An 18,529-nucleotide genomic window follows, 5' to 3' on the forward strand; every position below is an offset into this window, starting at 1 on the left:
TGGGGTCTATCTACAAGTGCGACACATACTGAAATACCTCCGTGGGGCTCGGCCCGGTCTGGGGTCCGTCCCTGTCGGACCCGCGCTTGTCACCCGAATTGCGGTGGAACTGCGCGAGCAGATCCACGTCGGGAAACCTGGTCATCACCCGGGGCACCCCACCGCGGTTGGAGGGTTGCCGTCCAGCGAGCCGGGGCTTGACGCTGGCACTCATGACCAAGTCGGATTCTACCGGGAAGTGAGCGCAGTCCTGACACGGGGCGAAATGTGAGCCGCAACCGCACGCGAGGCAGAGCGACGCAGCCCACTAGCAGGCAAAAGTTACTCGCGAGTAGAGACCGATGAGTGGACCTGCCGGTTGCGGCCTCATGGGTTAGCAGTACGCTTGTCTTGTTTGGGACTCATCTCCCGAGATCAGTCCACACCGTCTAGGTTTGATAATCGAACCGTTCGCGGACCCACTCACAAAGTGTGACCGCAACCGTGTAACCAGGGAAACTTCCTAGGAGGACGCGAAGCACCCATGTCCAAAATCAAGGTTGAGGGCACCGTCGTCGAACTCGACGGCGATGAGATGACGCGCATTATCTGGCAGTTCATCAAAGACAAGTTGATCCATCCGTATCTCGATGTGAACCTCGAGTACTACGACCTCGGTATCGAGTACCGCGACGAGACCGACGACCAGGTCACCATCGACGCAGCGCACGCGATCCAGAAGCACGGCGTCGGCGTCAAATGCGCCACGATCACGCCGGACGAGGCACGTGTCGAGGAATTCGGTCTTAAGAAGATGTGGCGTTCCCCGAACGGAACGATCCGCAACATTCTCGGCGGCACGATCTTCCGCGCACCGATCATCATCTCCAACGTTCCGCGACTCGTTCCGGGCTGGACCAAGCCGATCATCATCGGCCGTCACGCATTCGGCGACCAGTACCGCGCCACAGACTTCAAGGTCCCCGGCCCCGGCAAGGTGATGATCACCTACACGCCTGAGGACGGCAGCGCACCGATCGAGCACGAACTGGTCAACTTCCCCGAAGAGGGCGGCGTCGTCCAGGGGCAGTACAACTTCACCACGTCCATCCGTGACTTCGCTCGCGCGTCGCTCACCTACGGACTGCAGCAGAACTACCCGGTGTACCTGTCCACCAAGAACACCATTCTCAAGGCGTACGACGGTGCCTTCAAGGACATCTTCCAGCACGTCTACGAGACCGAGTTCAAGGCTGAGTTCGATGCTGCAGGTCTGACCTACGAGCACCGCCTCATCGACGACATGGTCGCTTCCGCTCTCAAGTGGGAGGGCGGATACGTCTGGGCATGCAAGAACTACGACGGCGACGTCCAGTCCGACACCGTGGCCCAGGGCTTCGGCTCGCTCGGCCTCATGACGTCGGTTCTGCTGACACCGGACGGAAAGACCTGTGAGGCAGAGGCTGCTCACGGCACCGTGACGCGTCACTACCGTCAGCACCAGCAGGGCAAGCCCACCTCGACCAACCCGATCGCGTCCATCTTCGCGTGGACCCGCGGGCTCGAGCATCGTGGCAAGCTCGACAGCACCCCTGAGGTCATCGGCTTCGCGCAGGCGCTCGAAGACGTTGTCATCAAGACCGTCGAAAGCGGCCAGATGACCAAGGACCTCTCGATGCTGGTCGGCGGCGATCAGGGCTACCTGACCACCGAGGAGTTCCTCGGCGCGCTCGACGTGAACCTGCAGAAGGCCATGGCCGCGAAGTAGATTCACCGCTTCACCTGTCAAATGGGACGTCTGGGAAACCGGGCGTCCCATTTGTGTTCGCGGTCTCACGTGAGTGAACTCACCCGCTCTCACTTGGAAGTTCAACCAGGTGTGAGACCACAATTGATCAGTGACTTCGTCTACCCTCTCCCGTTCTGACACCTCGACACCCGGGGTTCGTTCCGCCAGAGGTCCGGCGATGCTCGCTCTCGCTCTCGGCGGTTTCGGTATCGGCACAACCGAGTTCGTCGCCATGGGGTTGCTCCCGGAAATGGCATCCGGACTCGGCGTCTCGGAACCCGTCGCGGGTCACGTGATCTCGGCGTACGCGCTCGGGGTTGTCGTCGGCGCTCCGCTGATCGCTGCACTCACCGCACGAGTACCGCGCCGCACCCTGTTGATCGCACTCATGGTCGCGTTCACCGTCGGCAATGCCGCCTCGGTTTTCGCGCCCTCGTACACGACGCTGATGATGGCCCGCTTCGTCGCCGGATTGCCGCACGGCGCGTATTTCGGAGTCGCCGCACTGGTCGCAGCTCACCTGGCCGAACCGGGAAAACGCGCGAAGGCCGTCGCCATGGTGATGATGGGTCTTTCCGTGGCCAACGTGATCGGTGTGCCGGTCGCGGCCTGGATCGGCCAGGCACTCGGCTGGCGCAGCGCCTTCGCCTTGGTTGCGGTGATCGGAGTGGCAACGGTTGCTTCGCTGTTCGTCTGGATTCCGCGGTTGGACGGTATGCCGGTGACGAATCCGATCACCGAACTCGGGGCACTGGGCCGCGTTCAGGTGTGGATGACCTTGATCGTGGGCATGGTCGGATTCGGCGGGATGTTTGCCGTCTACACCTACATCAGTACGACTCTCACCGACGTGTCCGGGCTTGGCGCTTCGTTCATTCCCCTCGCACTCATGCTGTACGGACTGGGCATGGTGGCCGGCAACTTCGTCGGTGGATACCTCGCGGATCGCGCACTGATGAAGGGCTTGTTCCTGTCGATGGGATCCCTCGTTGTGATCCTCGCGGTCTTCGTGATCGCCGTGCGCAATCCGTACACGGCACTGATCTTCGTCTTCCTCATCGGGCTCGCCGGGTCGTCGATGGTGCCTGGCCTCCAGACACGGTTGATGGATGTCGCCGAGGATGCTCAGACCTTGGCCGCGTCTCTCAATCACGCCGCACTCAACATCGCCAACGCCTTCGGAGCGTGGATCGGCGGCGTCGTCATCGCAGCCGGTTACGGGTACACCGCGCCGGCAGCGGTGGGGTCGTTGCTGGCCGTCGCGGGTCTCGTCGTGCTGGCGGTAGCGGTGATTCTGCAGCGTAGGGCCGCGCGCTGACCTGGGCGCCCATCCGCGTCGGTGGAATCGGCTACGGTGCTTGCCGTGCCACAAACTGCTGACTCCCACATTCTTGCGCCCCACACCATCACGTCCGTGAACGTCAACGGCGTTCGAGCAGCTGCCCGCAAGGGCATGCTCGACTGGCTGGAGAAGACGTCGGCGGATTTCATCTGCCTTCAGGAAACGCGTGCGTCGGACGATCAGCTTCGCGAGACTCTCGAACCAGCGCTCGGCAACGGATGGTTCCTCGTCTCCGCCGAGCCGTCCGCGAAGGGACGCAACGGAGTCGCGGTGCTCTCACGCACGGAACCTGAAGCGGTGCGGATCGGTCACGGGGACGACGAGTTTCTCGACGCCGGTCGATACATCGAAGCCGACTTCGCCGATCTGACCGTCGCGAGCCTGTACCTGCCCTCCGGTGAGGCGCTCACGCCGAAGCAGGAGGAGAAGGAGCGGTTCATGGCGTCCTTCGCAGTTCACCTCGCTACCACCGCTGCGGCGGCCGAGGCTGCCGATCGTCACGTGGTGGTCAGCGGCGATTGGAACATCGCGCACACCGAACTCGACCTCAAGAACTGGAAGACCAACAAGAAGTCTTCGGGATTCCTCCCCGAGGAGCGCGCCTGGATGGATCTGCTGTTCGCCGAAGATTCCGCGTGGGTGGACGTCTTCCGCACCCTCCATCCGGGTGTCGACGGCCCGTACTCGTGGTGGTCGTACCGCGGAAAGGCATTCGACAACGATTCGGGTTGGCGTATCGATTACCAGGTTGCCACTCGCGGATACGCCGAGCGGGCCAAGGTCGCGCTCGTGGAACGCGCTGAGTCCTACGACCTCCGTTGGTCGGATCATGCGCCTGTCACCGTCTCGTACCGATAGAGACGCGTATGTCTGAAGGTCTGAAAATGCCGAGCGCAAAGACGCGCAACGCCATCATCACCGTCGTGGTGGCGGTGGTTGCGCTCGTACTGGCGGTCACCCTTTCTTCACGTGACTCCGACAGTTCGGCGTCGTCGGGTACGAAGTCCTCGAGCGTTCAGTCCTCGAGTGTTCAAGCCAAGCCCGGCGCCACCACCAAGGCTGCGCCGTCGAGTTCCGCGTCCTCGAATTCCGCTGCCAAGCCAACGCAGCAGACAAGCACCGATGCGCCGGCGCGAGTGCTCGCCACGCTGGTCGAGATCGACGCCGGGAGGTGGCCGGATTCCGCCAATGCGCCGGGCACCAAGGGCGGCATCACCTTCCGCAACAGCGAAGGCCGCCTACCCGCTGTCGGTGCCGGTGGCGGACGTGTCGTCTATCAGGAATGGGACGTGAACCCGAAGAAGAACGGCCAAGGACGCGACGCCGAGCGAATCGTCACCGGCAACGACGGTTCGGCGTGGTACACCCTCGATCACTACGACACGTTTGTGAGGATTCGCTGATGTCCGATTCGTCTACGGTCAGCGTGGCGCAGTGGCTGGATCCGTCTTCGGATGTGGCTTCGGTGGCGCTGCAGAGCGACCCGGCCGTTGCAGATGATCTTGCACGTCAACTCCGTGCCGAGAATTTTGTCGTTCGGGTGGTTCGCGGAGAGAACATGCGGACAACGGCGCAGGTCTTCGGCGAGTTCGCGGCAGCCTTCCAGTTTCCGTCCCACTTCGGACGAAACAAAGACGCTTTCGACGATGTCATGCGCGATCTCGACGACGTCCTCGGACTCGGCGCCGGATATGTAGTTGTGGTCCGAGGCGCGGGTTCTCTACTGTCCGAGCAACAGGATCAGTTGGAGTGGTTCTGCGAAACGATGGACTTCTACGCCGAAGAATGGGAACCCGTCGTTTTCCGGACCGTCTACCAGTTCGGTGCGGAGGACCTCGCCGCCCACGGTGAAGACCTCGTCGAACTCGACTACCCGGGCACCACGCCACTGCACTGATTTCCACTCGTGAAAAGATCGGAACCATGTCGACCCCTGCAGAACAGAAGCCCACCGCAAAGCCTCGCGTGCTTTCCGGAATCCAGCCGACGTCGGATTCTTTCCACCTCGGCAACTACCTGGGTGCGCTGCAGCAGTGGGTTCCGTTGCAGGACGATTTCGACGCTTTCTACTTCATTCCGGATCTTCACGCCATCACGGTGACGCAGGACCCGAAGGAATTGCGTCGTCGCACCAAGGTTGCGGTGGCTCAGCTCCTTGCGGTGGGGATCGATCCGGATCGGGCGACGCTGTTCGTGCAGAGTCAGGTTCCCGAGCACGCACAGTTGGCGTGGGTCCTGAACTGCATCACCGGTTTCGGTGAAGCCAGCCGTATGACGCAGTTCAAGGACAAGTCCGCCAAGCAAGGCAGCGACAACGCCAGTGTCGGCTTGTTCACGTATCCGGTTCTGATGGCCGCGGACATCCTTCTGTACCGCCCGCAGCGAGTCCCCGTGGGTGAGGATCAGCGTCAGCACCTCGAACTCGCACGCGATCTGGCCGGACGGTTCAACACCCGCTACGGCAAGGCGTTCGTCGTTCCCGAGCCGCAGATCATCAAGGGCACGGCAAAGATCTACGACCTGCAGGATCCGACCGCGAAGATGAGCAAGTCCGCCGCCAGTGCGGCCGGACTGATCAATCTGCTCGACGACCCGAAGGTGTCGGCGAAGAAGATCAAGTCGGCCGTCACCGACAACGAGCGCGAGATTCGTTTCGACCCGCAGGCCAAGCCGGGCGTCAGCAACCTGCTCACCATTCAGTCGGCTCTCTCGGGAGTACCGATCGAGACTCTGGTGGCCGGTTACGAGGGCAAGGGGTACGGCGACCTCAAGACCGATACCGCTGACGTGCTGACCGAGTTCGTCACCCCGCTCAAGGCGAAGGTCGACGGTTACCTCGCCGACGAGGCAGAGCTGGATCGCATCATCGCGGCCGGAGCGCACCGCGCCCGTGAGGTGTCTTCACGCACTCTCGCCGCTGTCTATGACAAGGTCGGATTCCTGGCACCGAAGGGCTGACTTACGCGAATTCGGACTCACGACGCCTGACCGAACATGAGGGGGACGGCAATGGCTGACACGGACGACGACGCACCGAGCTTTCTCGAGAAGCAACGGGCAGCGCGACCCTGGCTCGATCATCTGGTTCGCGCGGCCGGACGGTTTCAAGAGCAAAAAGGCGACTATTACGCTGCTGGTATCACGTATTTCAGCGTTCTCGCGTTGATTCCGATCATGATGGTCGCGTTTGCAGTGGCCGGTTTCGTATTGGCCGGGCATCCCGAGTACCTGGAGTCGATTCAGGAGCAGATCACCAAGAGCATTCCGGGCAGCTTGGGTGACACCATCAACACGCTGATCGATTCGGCCATCGACTCGCGCGCGAGCGTCGGAATCTTCGGCCTCCTGGGTGCTGCGTACGCGGGTCTCGGTTGGATGGCAAATGTTCGCGACGCGCTGACGGCGATGTGGGAGAGCAAGCGCGAGCCCAAGGGGTTCGTACGTACCAAACTTGGTGACGCAGGGGCCCTCGTCGGTCTGGCTCTCGCCATGGTCGTCTCACTGGGAATGTCGGCGCTGAGCAGTGGGCCGGTTGCGACTCAGATCGTGAAATGGCTCAACCTCGAGAACATCACCGGTGTCGGCGTGGGGCTCAGAGTTGTTTCACTGTTGCTCTCACTCCTGGCGACGTGGGCGGTGTTCCTGTGGGTGATCGCCCGGCTGCCGCGCGAGCCTGTCACGCTGCGTAGCGCTGCGCAGGCAGCGGTTATCGCCGCGATTGTGTTCGAGATCTTCAAGCAGGTGGGTGCGATCTACCTCGCTGCCGTCACCAACGGACCAGCGGGCGTGGCATTCGGTCCGATCATCGGTTTGCTCGTGTTCGTGTTCACGGCGTCACGGATGCTGCTGTTCTGCACGGCGTGGGCGGCGACGACCAAGGAAAGTATGGCCCTGGCGTTCGTTCCGCCGCCGGATCCCGCCGTGATCTCGCCGCGAATCGTTGTCAGTGACGGTGCTTCACCGTCTCGCGTGGCTGCGCTGATCGCCACGGGTGCGGTTGCCGGCCTGGGTCTTTCGGGCTTCATGCGTCGTCGGCCGCGCTAGCGCCTCCGACGGTTGAGGGCAACGGCTCCCGCCACCAGCGCGATCACCACTACTCCACCGACAGCACCGATGAGGATGCGGTCAGTGGTGTCGGATTCGGCGTCGGTAGCGGTGGGTGCTGCCGAGATCGAGCCTGGTGCAGCGGCAGACGGTGTGCGAGTGACATCGGGACTGGAATCGTCGGTGGATCGGTCCGTCAACGAGCCGACGGTTGTGCTCGCGGGGAGTGCATATCCGTAGTCGAGTAGACGGGCAGCCTGCTCCCACGGACGGATCGGCTTGGCTTCGCCGCCCATCAATGTCACCAGTAGTTTCCGGCCGTTACGCTCCGCGCCACCCACATACGTGTGGCGGGCGTCGTCGGTGAAGCCGGTCTTGCCGCCCAATGCGCCGTCGTAGTTGTAGAGCAGCTGATTGTCGTTGGCGAGAGTGAATCCGGGGCGGTCCTGATCGTCGGGAATCGTCGGATCCTTGGGGAAGCCGGGAAATTCGACGGTCTCGGTATGGATCAGACCGGCAAACGTCGGATTCTGCAGGGCGGTATGGAAAATCACGGCCAGGTCGTACGGCGAGCTGCTCATCCCCGGGCCGTCGAGTCCGGATGGAGTTGCCGTGCGAGTGTCGAGGGCGCCGAGTTCGGCCGCGAGCGCGTTCATTTTCGACACGGCTGCAGCGTCACCGCCGAGTTGGCGGGCAAGAGCATGCGCGGCATCGTTTCCCGACGCCATGACCAGACCCTGCATCAGTTGCCGGTTGGTGTACTTGCCGCCCTTGCCGATGCCGACAGCGCTACCTTCAGCGTCCGCGTCTTCGGCCGTTGCGGTGATTTCGGTGTCGAGATCGAGTTCGTCGAGCGCGACAAGAGCCAAGAGCATCTTGATGGTGCTGGCCGGTCGGTAGCGACCGTGCGGATCTTTCGCGGCGAGGACCTCACCGGTTTCGGCGTCCGCGAGTACCCATCCGGATGCCGCGATATCCGCCGGGAGCGGGGGAGCGCCGTCAGGGAGTACAACACCGCACTCGCCGAGCTTGTCTCCACCGACAGGGCTTTCCGGAATCGGGACAGCAGTCGGGGCCGTAGATCCGGGCGCGGGTGCTTCGGAGAGATCGATCGCCGGTGCCGGGCTACTCGTGAAAGGGCAGCTGTCGGTGTTGGGTGTTGTGAACGGCGCTTCGGTGGTGGTGGGCGGCGGCGGGGCCGGTTGGGCGCCGGCCACTCCCGAGGTCCCTACGACACCGGTAAACGCAATGCTCCCTGAGAGCACTGTTCCGGCTACTGCCACTGCACACTTTCGACGCCACATCATCGATATACGAGGGTATGCGAACCTGAGGGAACGTCCGAATCGCCACGCAAGCAGAGGGATCGAAAACAGGCGATTCGGTTTGTACATCGGTCATAGTCGACGATCGCCGCCGATGAGTTCCACCACCACGCAGAGTCTGTAACAGTGGGGTAGTCGGCTACTCGAATGGCGCACACGCACTGACGACAGGGGATCGGTATGGGCAAGATCGTGGTGACAGAATTCGTGTCTTTGGACATGGTGATGGAAGCTCCCGGTGGCGAACCGGGTTATGCGCACACTGGATGGGTCTTTCCGTACCAGGAGGGCGATCAGATGAAGTTCAAACTCGACGAAACCCTCGCCGCGGACGTCCTTCTACTCGGGCGGCGGACCTATGAGAGCTTCGCCGGTGCCTGGCCCGAGCGCGAAGACGACCAAGGCTTTGCGGACAAGATGAACGAGATGCCCAAGTACGTCGTCACGAGTTCGACCGAACCGCTCGAATGGAACAACTCGACGGCACTCGACGGTCCCATCGAGGAAGCCGTTCCGAAGCTGAAGGAGCAGATCGACGGCGAAATCCTGGTCGCGGGAAGTCGGACGCTCGTCCACGCGTTGTTGCTGGCCGGTCTGGTCGACGAGCTTCGTCTGATGGTCTTCCCGGTCATTCTCGGGTCCGGCGGGAGAGTGTTCCCCGAATCGGCCGACAAGATCGTCCTCGAGTTGAAGGACGATCGTCGGTACGAATCCGGAGTTCAAGTACTGACGTACCACCCCACGGTCACGTAGACCTCTCGAAAACATCTGTGGCCGAGACTCTTCGAGAGCCTCGGCCACAGATGTCTTGCCGGCTAACTGTTCTCGGGGAATCCGAGGTTGATTCCGCCGTGGCTGGGGTCGAGCCAGCGACTGGTGACGGCTTTACCTCGCGTGAAGAAATGAACACCTTCTGTCCCGTGAGCGTGGGTGTCACCGAAGAGGCTGTTCTTCCAGCCGCCGAAGCTGTAGTAGGCCATGGGAACCGGGATGGGGACGTTGATGCCGATCATTCCGACCTCCACCTCGTTCTGGAAGCGTCGGGCAGCGCCGCCGTCGTTGGTGAAGATGGCGGTGCCGTTTCCGTACGGGTTGTTGTTGATCAGTTCGAGGGCTTGGTCGTAGGTATCGACACGCACGACGGACAGGACAGGTCCGAAGATTTCGTCGGTGTAGATCGACATGTCGGTGGTGACGTGGTCGATGAGGGTGGGCCCGAGCCAGAAGCCGTCCGGTCCACCGTCGGCCTGAACTGTGCGTCCGTCGACCACGATCGTGGCACCGTCCTTCTCGCCGGCATCGACATAGGACGCGACTTTGTCGCGATGGGCCTTGGTGACGAGCGGACCCATGTCGGAGTTCTTGGTGCCGTCACCGGTGACGAGGGGAGTGGTGCGTTCGACGATCTTGGCAACCAGTTCGTCGGCGATGTCGCCGACTGCGACCAGGGCGGAGATCGCCATGCATCGTTCGCCCGCGGAGCCGAATCCCGCGTTGACCATTGCGTCGGCGGCGAGGTCGAGGTCGGCGTCCGGCAGAACGATGGCGTGGTTCTTGGCGCCGCCGAGTGCTTGCACGCGTTTGCCGTTGGCGGTGCCGGTGGCATAGACGTACTGGGCAATGGGGGTGGATCCGACAAACGAAATCGCTTTGACTGCTTTGTTTTCCAGAAGTTCGTCGACGGCGAGCTTGTCACCTTGGAGGACGTTGAAGACGCCGGGGGGCAGACCGGCTTCGGCCCAGAGTTCGGCGAGCCAGATCGCCGCGGTGGGGTCCTTCTCCGAGGGCTTGAGAATCACGGTGTTCCCGGCGGCAATGGCGACCGGGAAGAACCACATGGGGACCATCGCGGGAAAGTTGAAGGGCGAGATGATGCCGACGGGGCCGAGGGGTTGGCGGATGGAGTAGACGTCGACCTTGGTCGATGCATTCTCGGTGTATCCGCCCTTGAGGAGATGCGGTATTCCGCAAGCGAATTCGACAACTTCCTGCCCGCGGCTGATTTCGCCGAGGGCGTCGGAGAGAACCTTGCCGTGCTCGGCTGTGATGATCTCGGCGAGTTCACCTTTGCGAGCGTTGAGGAGTTCGCGGAAGCTGAACAGTACCTGTGTGCGCCGGGCCAGTGAGGTGTCACGCCAGGCGGGGAAGGCCGCCGCAGCCGCGTCGATGACAGCGCGGGCGTCCTCGAGGTTCGCCAGGGCCAGTCGGCCGGTGATCTGTCCGGTGGCGGGGTTGGTGACGGTGGCGGTGTCCTCGGACGTTCCGGCGAACGGCTTGCCGTCCAGCCAGTGCGCGATGACACGAGTATCAGTGCTGGTCATGGTATTTCCTAGTGGTCTGGTGACTCAGGAGTTCGGGGAGGTGTACTTGGCGACGTAGTCGTTCATCGTCTCGCGCTGGTACCGGGAAACCTCGTGCGCGTTTTCGTTCTCGGCGAAGACGCTCGACACCATCACGGCGTTCTCACGTTCGTAGAAGCCGAGTTTGCCGAGACCGCCGAAGAATTCGTCCCAGTTGACGTCTCCGTCACCGATTTTGAGATGCTGATGCACTCGAACGGCATTGCCTGGCGGGTTGGTGATGTAGCGCAGTCCGTGGGAACGGTGATGATCCATGGTGTCCGCCACGTGAACGAGTCGGACCATGTCGCCGGCGGCCTCCATGATGGCGGGAAGGTCCCCACCCATGTGGAATTGGTGGCACGCCACGATCACCATGCCGAGGTTCTTGGAGTTCACACCACGGATCGTGCGGATCGCGGCTAGTCCGTCTTCGACAAAATCGTCCGGGTGGGGGTCGATCAGGACGTCGATTCCCTCGCGTTCGATGATCGGAACCAGTTCCTCCATCGAACGATAGAACGCACGCTCGGACTCTTCGGCCTTTTCGGGGCGGCCGGAGAATTCGGTGTTCATGACGTTGACACCGAGATCGACCGTGATCTGGATGGCCCGCTTCCAGTAGCGCACGGCTGCTTCGCGAGCGTCCTCGTCCGGGCCGGACCACCGAAGGACCGGGAGCACCGACGCGATGCCGACTCCCGCACTCGCGCAGGCCTTCCGGAACTCGGTGACGAGCGCGTCGTCGGCTTTCGGGTGATTGAAGAACGGGATCATGTCGACGTGCGGTGTGAGCTGCAGGTACTCGTACCCGAGATCGGCAACAACCTGAGGTAGCTCGAGTAGTGAGTAATCGTGATGGAAAGGTGTGGGGTCGAGTGCGACCTTCATCGCTAAGCTCCGGCCACAGAGTCGCGCGCAACCATGTCCACGACGACGCGCTGACCCGTCTCCAGAGACTTCACACCGGCGGCGCAGACAGCGGCCGCGGCGTACCCGTCCCAAGCACCTGGTCCGTCGATGTAGTTGCCGGTGCCGGCGCCCGTCTTCACTGCCTTGATCCACCGGGCGAACTCGGTGTCGTAGGCCTGCCCGAAGCGTTCGCGGAATCCTGGGGTGATCTGCCCACCCCAGTTGCCGGGCTTGGTCTTTCGGATCAGTCCCACGTCGAGTCCGATCATCGCGCTTCCGAGTTCGCCGACAACTTCGGTGCGCACCTCGTAGGCAACTCCGGTGGTGACAAACACCTCGGCGTCGACGTGTCTGCCGGACTCGGTCTCGAATATCGCGATCTGTGGGTCTTGAATGCCCTCGGGAGCAAGCGAATTCGCGGCCGGTCGGATGATCTGCACTGAGGTGATCTCTTCGTCGAGCAGGAATCGTGTCACGTCGACCTCGTGGACGAGTGAGTCCTTGACGATCATCGCGCTGTCGAAGCCGTTCGGAACCGCAGGATTGCGGTGAGCGCAGTGCACAACGAGAGGGCGACCGAGATCGCCGCTGTCGATCAAATCCTTGAGCTGGGTGTATTCGTGGTCGAACCGGCGCATGAAACCAACCTGGATCAGTCTTTTTCCCAGCGCTGCTTCGGCTTTGACGATCGTGAGCGAACTGTCCGCGTCGGTGGTCAGCGGCTTTTCGCAGAGAACAGGCTTGCCCGCTTCGAGGCAGGCAAGAACCTGCTTCTCATGGGTCGGGCCCGGGGTTGCGAGAACAACGGCGTCGACGTCCTCGGCTGCGATGGCATCGAACGGATCGACGACGACGCGCGCCCCTGGCGTCAGTGCTGCGATTTCCTCGGCGCGGGCGAGAGAGTAGTCGTTGACGACGGTGACGCGGGCACCGCCGATTTTGTTGGTGATGCGGTCGACGTGATCGGCCCCCATGATGCCGACGCCGAGCACTGCGATCCGGAGATCCTGGTTGTCAGACATGCGGTGGTACTCCTCGATTGTGTTGCTCAGTTGAAACGGACGGCGGGGACGCCACAGGTGGACAGGTATTTCTGAGTGCGCGCTGCGATGGGCAGCGGTGTGTCGGGATGGCAGGGATACATGTCCTGCTCGACGATCGCGAACACGTCGATGCCGAGCTTCTCGATGGCCTCCAGAAGCGGCGGCATGTCGGGGATTCCGCGCGGCGGTTCGATCATGGCACCGAGTTTGACGGCCTCACCGAACGGCAGGTCCTCCGCCTCAACCTTGGCGACTATCGCCGGATCCACCTGTTTGAGGTGTAGGTACCCGATGCGCTCCGGATGTTTGTTGATAATTGCGAGATTGTCGCCGCCGCAGTAGCTGATGTGGCCGGTGTCGAGACACAGATTCACGAAACGCTCGTCGGTCCCTTCGAGGAACTTGTAGACGTTGTCTTCGATGTCGACGTGACTGTCGGCATGAGGATGGTACTGCGCCATGACGCCGTACTCCTCGAGCATTGCCTTCCCGAGAGCGTTCATGCCGTCGGTTTTCTTACGCCACTGCTCGGGCGTCAGATTGCGGTCTTCGAGTACCGCTCCGGTGGAAGGGTCGCGCCACATCTCAGGGATGACCACCACGTGCTTGCCGCCGACGGCTGCGGTCAACTTGGCGACGTCCTTGATCTGATTCCAGACGGCATCCCAGGAATCGTCCTGGTGCAGGTGTTCGAAAACGGTACCGGCCGAAAGCTTCAGGCCGCGGGCGCCGAGTTCGTCCGTCAACTTGGCTGGATCGGTCGGAAGGTATCCGAACGGGCCGAGTTCGATCCATTCGTATCCCGACGCGGATACCTCGTCGAGGAATCGTGTGTAAGGGGTCTGCTGTGGATCGTCCGGAAACCACACGCCCCAGGAGTCGGGGGCTGATCCGACGCGAATCGCGCTCATGTCTAGATTCCTTTCGCGGGCAAGCTTTATGGGGTGTGGTTGTGCGGAATTTTCATTCGGATGGACGGAGGTACGGTCGCTGGATCTTCTTCCAGGACTCGTAAGTTGTCCGTGCCTTCTTGGTGGACTCCAGTTCGGAGGTGGCCGATACCGGTACATCCCACCAGGATTCGCTGTCCGGGGCGCCGATCAGCGGATCGGTTTCGACGTGGATGACGGTGCTGGTGTCGCTTGCTTTGGCAACCTTGATCGCGTCGGCGAACTCGGCAGCGGTGTTGGCGCGGATGACGTCGACACCGAGGCTGGCAGCGTTCGCGGCCAGATCGACCGGGAGAACCCCTCCGTCGAGACGTCCGTCATTCGAGCGGTAGCGGTACTGCGTGCCGAAGCGCTGGGAACCCAGCGACTCGGACAGTGAACCGATGGAGGCAAATCCGTGATTCTGCACCAGGACGACGATGACCTTGAGGCGTTCCTGTACGGCGGTGACCAATTCGGTGGCCATCATCAGATAGGAACCGTCTCCGACCATCACGAACACGTCGCGATCGGGGCACGCCATGCGGACGCCTAGACCGCCGGCAACTTCGTATCCCATGCACGAGTACCCGTATTCGACGTGATACCCCTTGGAATCACGGGTTCGCCACAGCTTGTGGAGGTCACCCGGCATGGACCCGGCAGCGCACACCACGACGTCACGTGGATCGGACAGTGTGTTGACCAGGCCGATCACCTGATTCTGATTCAGTGACCCGTCGGCAGCGGGTTCGGCTGGGTTGTAGACGGATTCGACGATCGCATCCCAATCGCGAGCGAGGTCACCGATCCTGGACGCATATTCGTCGTCCACCCGGTAGTCGTTCAGTGCAAGTGCCAGCGCGTCGAGTGCCTCACGTGCGTCGGCGACAACGCTGACTCCGCCCTGCTTCACGGAGTCCAGTGATGCGACGTTGATGTTGACGAAGCGAACGTCGGGATTGGTGAACGCGGTGCGGGACGCGCTCGTGAAATCGCTGTACCGCGTACCGATTCCGATGACGACGTCAGCCTCGGTGGCCAGTGCGTTTGCAGCCGTAGTGCCGGTGGACCCCACCGCCCCGACGGATTGTGGATGGTCGTAGACCAATGAACCCTTGCCGGCCTGGCTCTGCCCCACGGGGATTCCGGTCTGCGCGCAGAACGCTGCCAGAGAGTCGGTGGCCTGGCTGTAGATCACGCCGCCGCCGGCGACGATCAGTGGCTTGCGAGCCGAGCGGATGATCGCGGCGGCGCGTTCGATCACCGATCGTTCGGGGAGCGGGCGGGCCACGTGCCACACCCGTTCGGCGAAGAAGGACTCGGGCCAGTCGAAAGCCTCGGCCTGCACGTCCTGCGGGATGGCGATGGTGACCGCGCCGGTCTCGACGGGATCAGTGAGAACGCGCATCCCGGCGAGCAGAGCGCTCGGCAACTGCTCCGGGCGCCATACCCGATCGAAGTATCGTGAGACGGGTTTGAAAGCGTCGTTGACTGTGACGTCGCCGCTCGACGGGAGTTCGAGTTCCTGTAAGACGGGGGCACTGGCGCGGGTCGCGAAAGTGTCTGCGGGAAGGAGTAATACAGGTAGACGATTGATGGTGGCCAGTGCCGCGCCGGTGACCATATTGGTGGCACCGGGGCCGACGCTGGACGAGACCGCCCACGTCTGCAGGCGGTCCTTCATGCGGGCGTGCGCGACAGCCGAGTGCACCATCGCCTGTTCATTGCGGCCGAGCACGTAGGGGAGTGTCGGCTCACGGCCGGCGTCGAGATCCTGGATCTCGGCCTGCAAGAGTGCCTGCCCCAGTCCGGCGACGTTGCCGTGCCCGAAGATTCCGAAGCAGCCGGCGAACAGCTTGGTGCGCTGGCCGTCGCGTTCGGTGTACTGGTTGGCGAGGAAGCGGACGACAGCTTGAGAAACGGTCAGGTATACGGTCGGCTCGTCGCGAGGTGGACGATTGCCGGTTGCGTTGTTGGTGGGTGCCACAGCTTTCACTTCCGTCAGTTGTGGGACTGCAACGGCAGTCGAGGGTCGATGTCCTGGTGATCCCAGCTTCCACGTAGCCAGGTGTGTTGCGGATCGTCACAGATGTTCCACGCCCGGATCTCGCCCGAACCTGCCATGACATTGAGGTAGTACATGTGGTGGCCCGGCGCTGCGATGGACGGGCCGTGATAGCCGTGCGGCACGAGGACGACGTCGCCCGAGCGGACTTCCTCGAGCACCTCGATAGGTCTCTCGGCGGTTCCGTACACGCGGTGGTAGCCGAAACCTTCGGTCCCGGTGGGGCTTCTGTCGATCTCGAAGTAGTAGATCTCTTCCAGGGCCGATTCGACGTCGCTGTTCTCGTCGTGTTTGTGGCTGGGATACGACGACCAGTTCCCGCCGGGGGTGATGACCTCACACGCGATGATGGAGTCGGCCTCGAAGGTGTCTGCAGTGGCGAAGTTGTGAACCTGTCGGCTGCAGTTCCCGGCGCCGCGGAGCTCGACCGCAACTCCTGAAGCCGGACCGTAGCGATGGGGGAGCTTGGCGCCGGCGCGCGCTCCGCACAGGGCGAAGCGGCCTCCGCCCGTGCTGCTGACCGAGTAGTCGGCGTCGCGACCGACGTACGCGAAATCGCTCGGACCGTCGAAAACCGATGCGCGGCCGGTCAGGGGAATCTCCGTCCCCTCGGCAACAACCACGGCCGAACCCGCCAGTGGAACGACGATGATCTCGTTCTCGCCGGACTGCAGGTGGACGTCAGCGCCAGGGGCGAGTTCGAGTGTCCACAAGCTGGATTCGGTCCACCCGGCGGACTCCGGCGTGACCACTGTCGTGAAATCACCGTCGGCGGACGATCCGGCGGGGACGTAGTACTTGCTGAACATCTTGCTCCTGCCAGGTCGGTTCTAGTGGACGAGCTTGACTGCGGTGTCGACGGCCGCGGTGACGTCGCCGTCGGGTGGGTAGAGCAGCGCGCGTCCGACGATCAGTCCGCGCACGGACGGCAGCTGAAGTGCAGCGTCCCACTTTGCGTACGTTTCTTCCGGCGCGATCTGCGGATCTCCCCCCAGGAGGAGCGTCGGGAGGGTGGTCGCATCCATGACGCGTTCCATCTCGTCGACGACCGGCAGTTTCATCCACGTGTACGCCGAGGTGGAGCCGAGACCTTGGGAGATGTGGATGGATTTGATGACGGCGTCGGGGCTGAGATCGTTGACGACCTTGCCGTTCACGCGGCTGGAGAGGAACGGCTCGAGCATCGCGATCAGTCCGGCCGCGGCCAGTTCGTCCACGGCTTCGGCACATGCCGTCATGGTGGGCAGTGTGCCCGCGTCGTCGAGTGCGATGCGTAGCAGCATCTTTCCGCCGTTCATTCCAAACTTCGCGGTGCCCGCCGCGGTATATCCGGTCATGCGGTCGTCGAGTTCGAAGCTCGCGCCTGCCAGGCCGCCGCGGTTCATCGACGAGAAGACGACCTTGTCGTCGAGGGCGCCGAGGAGGAGCAGATCGTCGAGAATGTCCGCGGTGCCGAGAACGCCGTCGACTCCGGGATTGTCGAGCGCAGTTCGTAATCTGTCGAGCAGATCTGTACGACTGTTCATCGCTGTCGGCTTGCCACCGACAGACAGTGCCCCACGGGCCGGGTGATCGGCAGCGACGATCATCAGTCGACCATTGCCTCGAACAGTGGCGCGAGGAGTTCGCGCTGCCCAGGCCTTTTCGATGATCTGCGGATCGCTCGCACGCAGTTCCGTCACTTCGGCGTAGGTGGTGGCGAGGGGGCGGGCGGCGAGCTTGTCAGACATTGACTGCCTCCGTGGCTGTGGCTTCGGCGAGATCGTGGACTTCTTCGGCGGTCGGCATCGCAGTGGAGCATTCGAGCCGAGATGCGACTATCGCGCCGGCCGCGTTGGCGTACCGCAGTACCTTCTCCAGCGGCCACCCGGCCAACAGTCCGTGGCACAGTGATCCGCCGAAGCTGTCGCCTGCTCCCAGCCCGTTGACCACGTCGACGGCGTTGGGCGGCACGGTGATCGACTGCTTTCGCGTTTTGCCGAGTACGCCCTTCGGGCCCTGCTTCACGATGGCCAGTTCGACGCCGAGGTCGAGAAGCGCGTCGGCGGCCTTGTTCGGATTGGTCTCACCGACCGCGATCTCGCACTCTTCGCGGTTTCCGACGGCTACTGTCACGTGCGCCAGAGCGCGCTGCACCTGATTGGTTGCTTCTTGGGGCGTCGACCAGAACATCGGGCGGTAGTCCAGATCGAGGACCGTCAGCGGGCGTCGTTCGCGGGCTTCCCAGGCCGCGAAGTGTGCACTGCGACTCGGTTCTTCGGACAGCCCCGTCACAGTCGACCAGTAGAGGGACGCTGTTCGAACGGCGTCGAGGTCGATGTCTTCCGGGGTGATCCGAAGATCGGGCGCGTGCGGCTTGCGGTAGAAGTACAGCGGAAAGTCGTCAGGAGGGAAGATCTCGCAGAACGTCACCGGTGTCGGGTACTCGGAATTGGTGACGACAAACCTGTTGTCGACGCCCAGACGTGCCAACTCGCGTGTGACGAACTTCCCGAAAGGATCGCTGCCTACGCCGGAGATCAGTGCTGCTCGCCGGCCGAGGCGTGCAGCCGCCACCGAGACATTGGCTGCGCTGCCGCCGAGGAACTTGCCGAACGTCTCGACGTCCTCGAGTCCGACACCGGTCTGAAGTGGGTAGATGTCCACCCCCGATCGGCCGATGGCAAGCACGTCGAAGGGTGCGTCAGGGATGTGTGACCCGCTCTGGTGAGTGTTGATGCTTGTCAAAACTGACTCCCGAGAGTTCGTGGTGGGTTGCC

At 62.7% G+C, this 18,529-nt stretch carries 17 protein-coding genes and 1 riboswitch; of the genes, 8 read left to right on the forward strand and 9 right to left on the reverse strand.

All coding sequences use genetic code 11. From position 1 onward, the window contains the following. Window positions 1–77: 77 nt before the first annotated feature. Window positions 78–218, reverse strand: a riboswitch (SAM riboswitch). 305 nt (window positions 219–523) lie between these two features. The 7 genes from ACN50D_RS00410 to yhjD all read left to right on the forward strand — a co-directional run bounded on the left by ACN50D_RS00410 (window position 524) and on the right by yhjD (window position 7,154). Next, window positions 524–1,747: an NADP-dependent isocitrate dehydrogenase gene (locus ACN50D_RS00410; protein WP_003940772.1), complete on the forward strand. Its 1,224-nt coding sequence runs from the start codon at window positions 524–526 to the stop codon at window positions 1,745–1,747. A 130-nt stretch (window positions 1,748–1,877) separates the two neighbouring features. Then, window positions 1,878–3,086 carry an MFS transporter gene (locus ACN50D_RS00415; RefSeq protein ID WP_371714359.1) on the forward strand — a complete coding sequence of 403 codons (1,209 nt, stop codon included), beginning with the start codon at window positions 1,878–1,880 and terminating at the stop codon, window positions 3,084–3,086. Window positions 3,087–3,122: 36 nt separating this feature from the next. Beyond that, window positions 3,123–3,968, forward strand: coding sequence for an exodeoxyribonuclease III (locus ACN50D_RS00420; RefSeq protein ID WP_007727385.1), 846 nt, complete (start codon window positions 3,123–3,125; stop codon window positions 3,966–3,968). A 26-nt stretch (window positions 3,969–3,994) separates the two neighbouring features. Further along, on the forward strand, window positions 3,995–4,513 hold the full coding sequence (locus tag ACN50D_RS00425; protein ID WP_007727383.1) for a ribonuclease domain-containing protein: 519 nt from the start codon (window positions 3,995–3,997) through the stop codon (window positions 4,511–4,513). After that, window positions 4,513–5,007, forward strand: coding sequence for a barstar family protein (locus ACN50D_RS00430; protein ID WP_211920473.1), 495 nt, complete (start codon window positions 4,513–4,515; stop codon window positions 5,005–5,007). Before ACN50D_RS00425 ends, ACN50D_RS00430 begins: the two co-directional genes overlap by 1 nt. Before the next feature lie 26 nt (window positions 5,008–5,033). After that, complete coding sequence (gene trpS / locus ACN50D_RS00435; RefSeq protein WP_003941025.1) at window positions 5,034–6,068, forward strand: tryptophan--tRNA ligase; 1,035 nt, start codon at window positions 5,034–5,036, stop codon at window positions 6,066–6,068. Window positions 6,069–6,119: 51 nt separating this feature from the next. Beyond that, entirely contained in the window at window positions 6,120–7,154 is a 1,035-nt protein-coding gene (gene yhjD, locus ACN50D_RS00440) for an inner membrane protein YhjD (RefSeq protein WP_007727380.1), read from the forward strand. On the opposite strand, the gene ACN50D_RS00445 is transcribed toward yhjD, so the two are convergent. Continuing rightward, a complete protein-coding gene (locus tag ACN50D_RS00445) occupies window positions 7,151–8,461 on the reverse strand; it encodes a D-alanyl-D-alanine carboxypeptidase family protein (RefSeq protein ID WP_039972818.1) in 1,311 nt (436 codons plus the stop codon). The genes yhjD and ACN50D_RS00445 overlap by 4 nt on opposite strands. A 198-nt stretch (window positions 8,462–8,659) precedes the next feature. On the opposite strand from ACN50D_RS00445, the gene ACN50D_RS00450 reads away from it, so the two are divergent. Continuing rightward, window positions 8,660–9,232 (forward strand): dihydrofolate reductase family protein, encoded by a 573-nt coding sequence (locus ACN50D_RS00450; protein ID WP_007727376.1) that lies wholly within the window; start codon window positions 8,660–8,662, stop codon window positions 9,230–9,232. Between the two features lie 62 nt (window positions 9,233–9,294). Here the strand turns inward: ACN50D_RS00450 and ACN50D_RS00455 are convergent, their stop codons facing one another. The 8 genes from ACN50D_RS00455 to iolC are packed head-to-tail and all read right to left on the reverse strand — an operon-like array spanning window position 9,295 to window position 18,497. Beyond that, complete coding sequence (locus ACN50D_RS00455) at window positions 9,295–10,800, reverse strand: CoA-acylating methylmalonate-semialdehyde dehydrogenase (RefSeq protein WP_003941032.1); 1,506 nt, start codon at window positions 10,798–10,800, stop codon at window positions 9,295–9,297. Window positions 10,801–10,824: 24 nt separating this feature from the next. After that, complete coding sequence (locus ACN50D_RS00460; RefSeq protein ID WP_007727374.1) at window positions 10,825–11,709, reverse strand: sugar phosphate isomerase/epimerase family protein; 885 nt, start codon at window positions 11,707–11,709, stop codon at window positions 10,825–10,827. A gap of 2 nt (window positions 11,710–11,711) precedes the next feature. Beyond that, window positions 11,712–12,752, reverse strand: a complete 1,041-nt coding sequence (locus ACN50D_RS00465; protein WP_007727372.1) for a Gfo/Idh/MocA family protein — start codon at window positions 12,750–12,752, stop codon at window positions 11,712–11,714. A 26-nt stretch (window positions 12,753–12,778) separates the two neighbouring features. Further along, window positions 12,779–13,684 (reverse strand): sugar phosphate isomerase/epimerase family protein, encoded by a 906-nt coding sequence (locus ACN50D_RS00470; protein WP_007727370.1) that lies wholly within the window; start codon window positions 13,682–13,684, stop codon window positions 12,779–12,781. Window positions 13,685–13,736: 52 nt separating this feature from the next. After that, window positions 13,737–15,692 carry a 3D-(3,5/4)-trihydroxycyclohexane-1,2-dione acylhydrolase (decyclizing) gene (gene iolD / locus ACN50D_RS00475; RefSeq protein ID WP_007727369.1) on the reverse strand — a complete coding sequence of 652 codons (1,956 nt, stop codon included), beginning with the start codon at window positions 15,690–15,692 and terminating at the stop codon, window positions 13,737–13,739. Window positions 15,693–15,706: 14 nt separating this feature from the next. Then, on the reverse strand, window positions 15,707–16,579 hold the full coding sequence (gene iolB, locus ACN50D_RS00480; RefSeq protein WP_007727367.1) for a 5-deoxy-glucuronate isomerase: 873 nt from the start codon (window positions 16,577–16,579) through the stop codon (window positions 15,707–15,709). A 21-nt stretch (window positions 16,580–16,600) separates the two neighbouring features. Next, complete coding sequence (locus ACN50D_RS00485; protein ID WP_021332504.1) at window positions 16,601–17,500, reverse strand: Cgl0159 family (beta/alpha)8-fold protein; 900 nt, start codon at window positions 17,498–17,500, stop codon at window positions 16,601–16,603. Then, the gene (gene iolC, locus ACN50D_RS00490) at window positions 17,493–18,497 is read right to left on the reverse strand and encodes a 5-dehydro-2-deoxygluconokinase (RefSeq protein WP_193604587.1); all 1,005 of its coding nucleotides are present in this window, start codon (window positions 18,495–18,497) and stop codon (window positions 17,493–17,495) included. The genes ACN50D_RS00485 and iolC overlap by 8 nt, the downstream gene beginning before the upstream one ends. Window positions 18,498–18,529 lie beyond the last annotated feature (32 nt).

Source organism: Rhodococcus sp. SB1D, assembly GCF_048573875.1.
GTDB classification, from domain to species: Bacteria; Actinomycetota; Actinomycetes; order Mycobacteriales; family Mycobacteriaceae; genus Rhodococcus_F; species Rhodococcus_F qingshengii.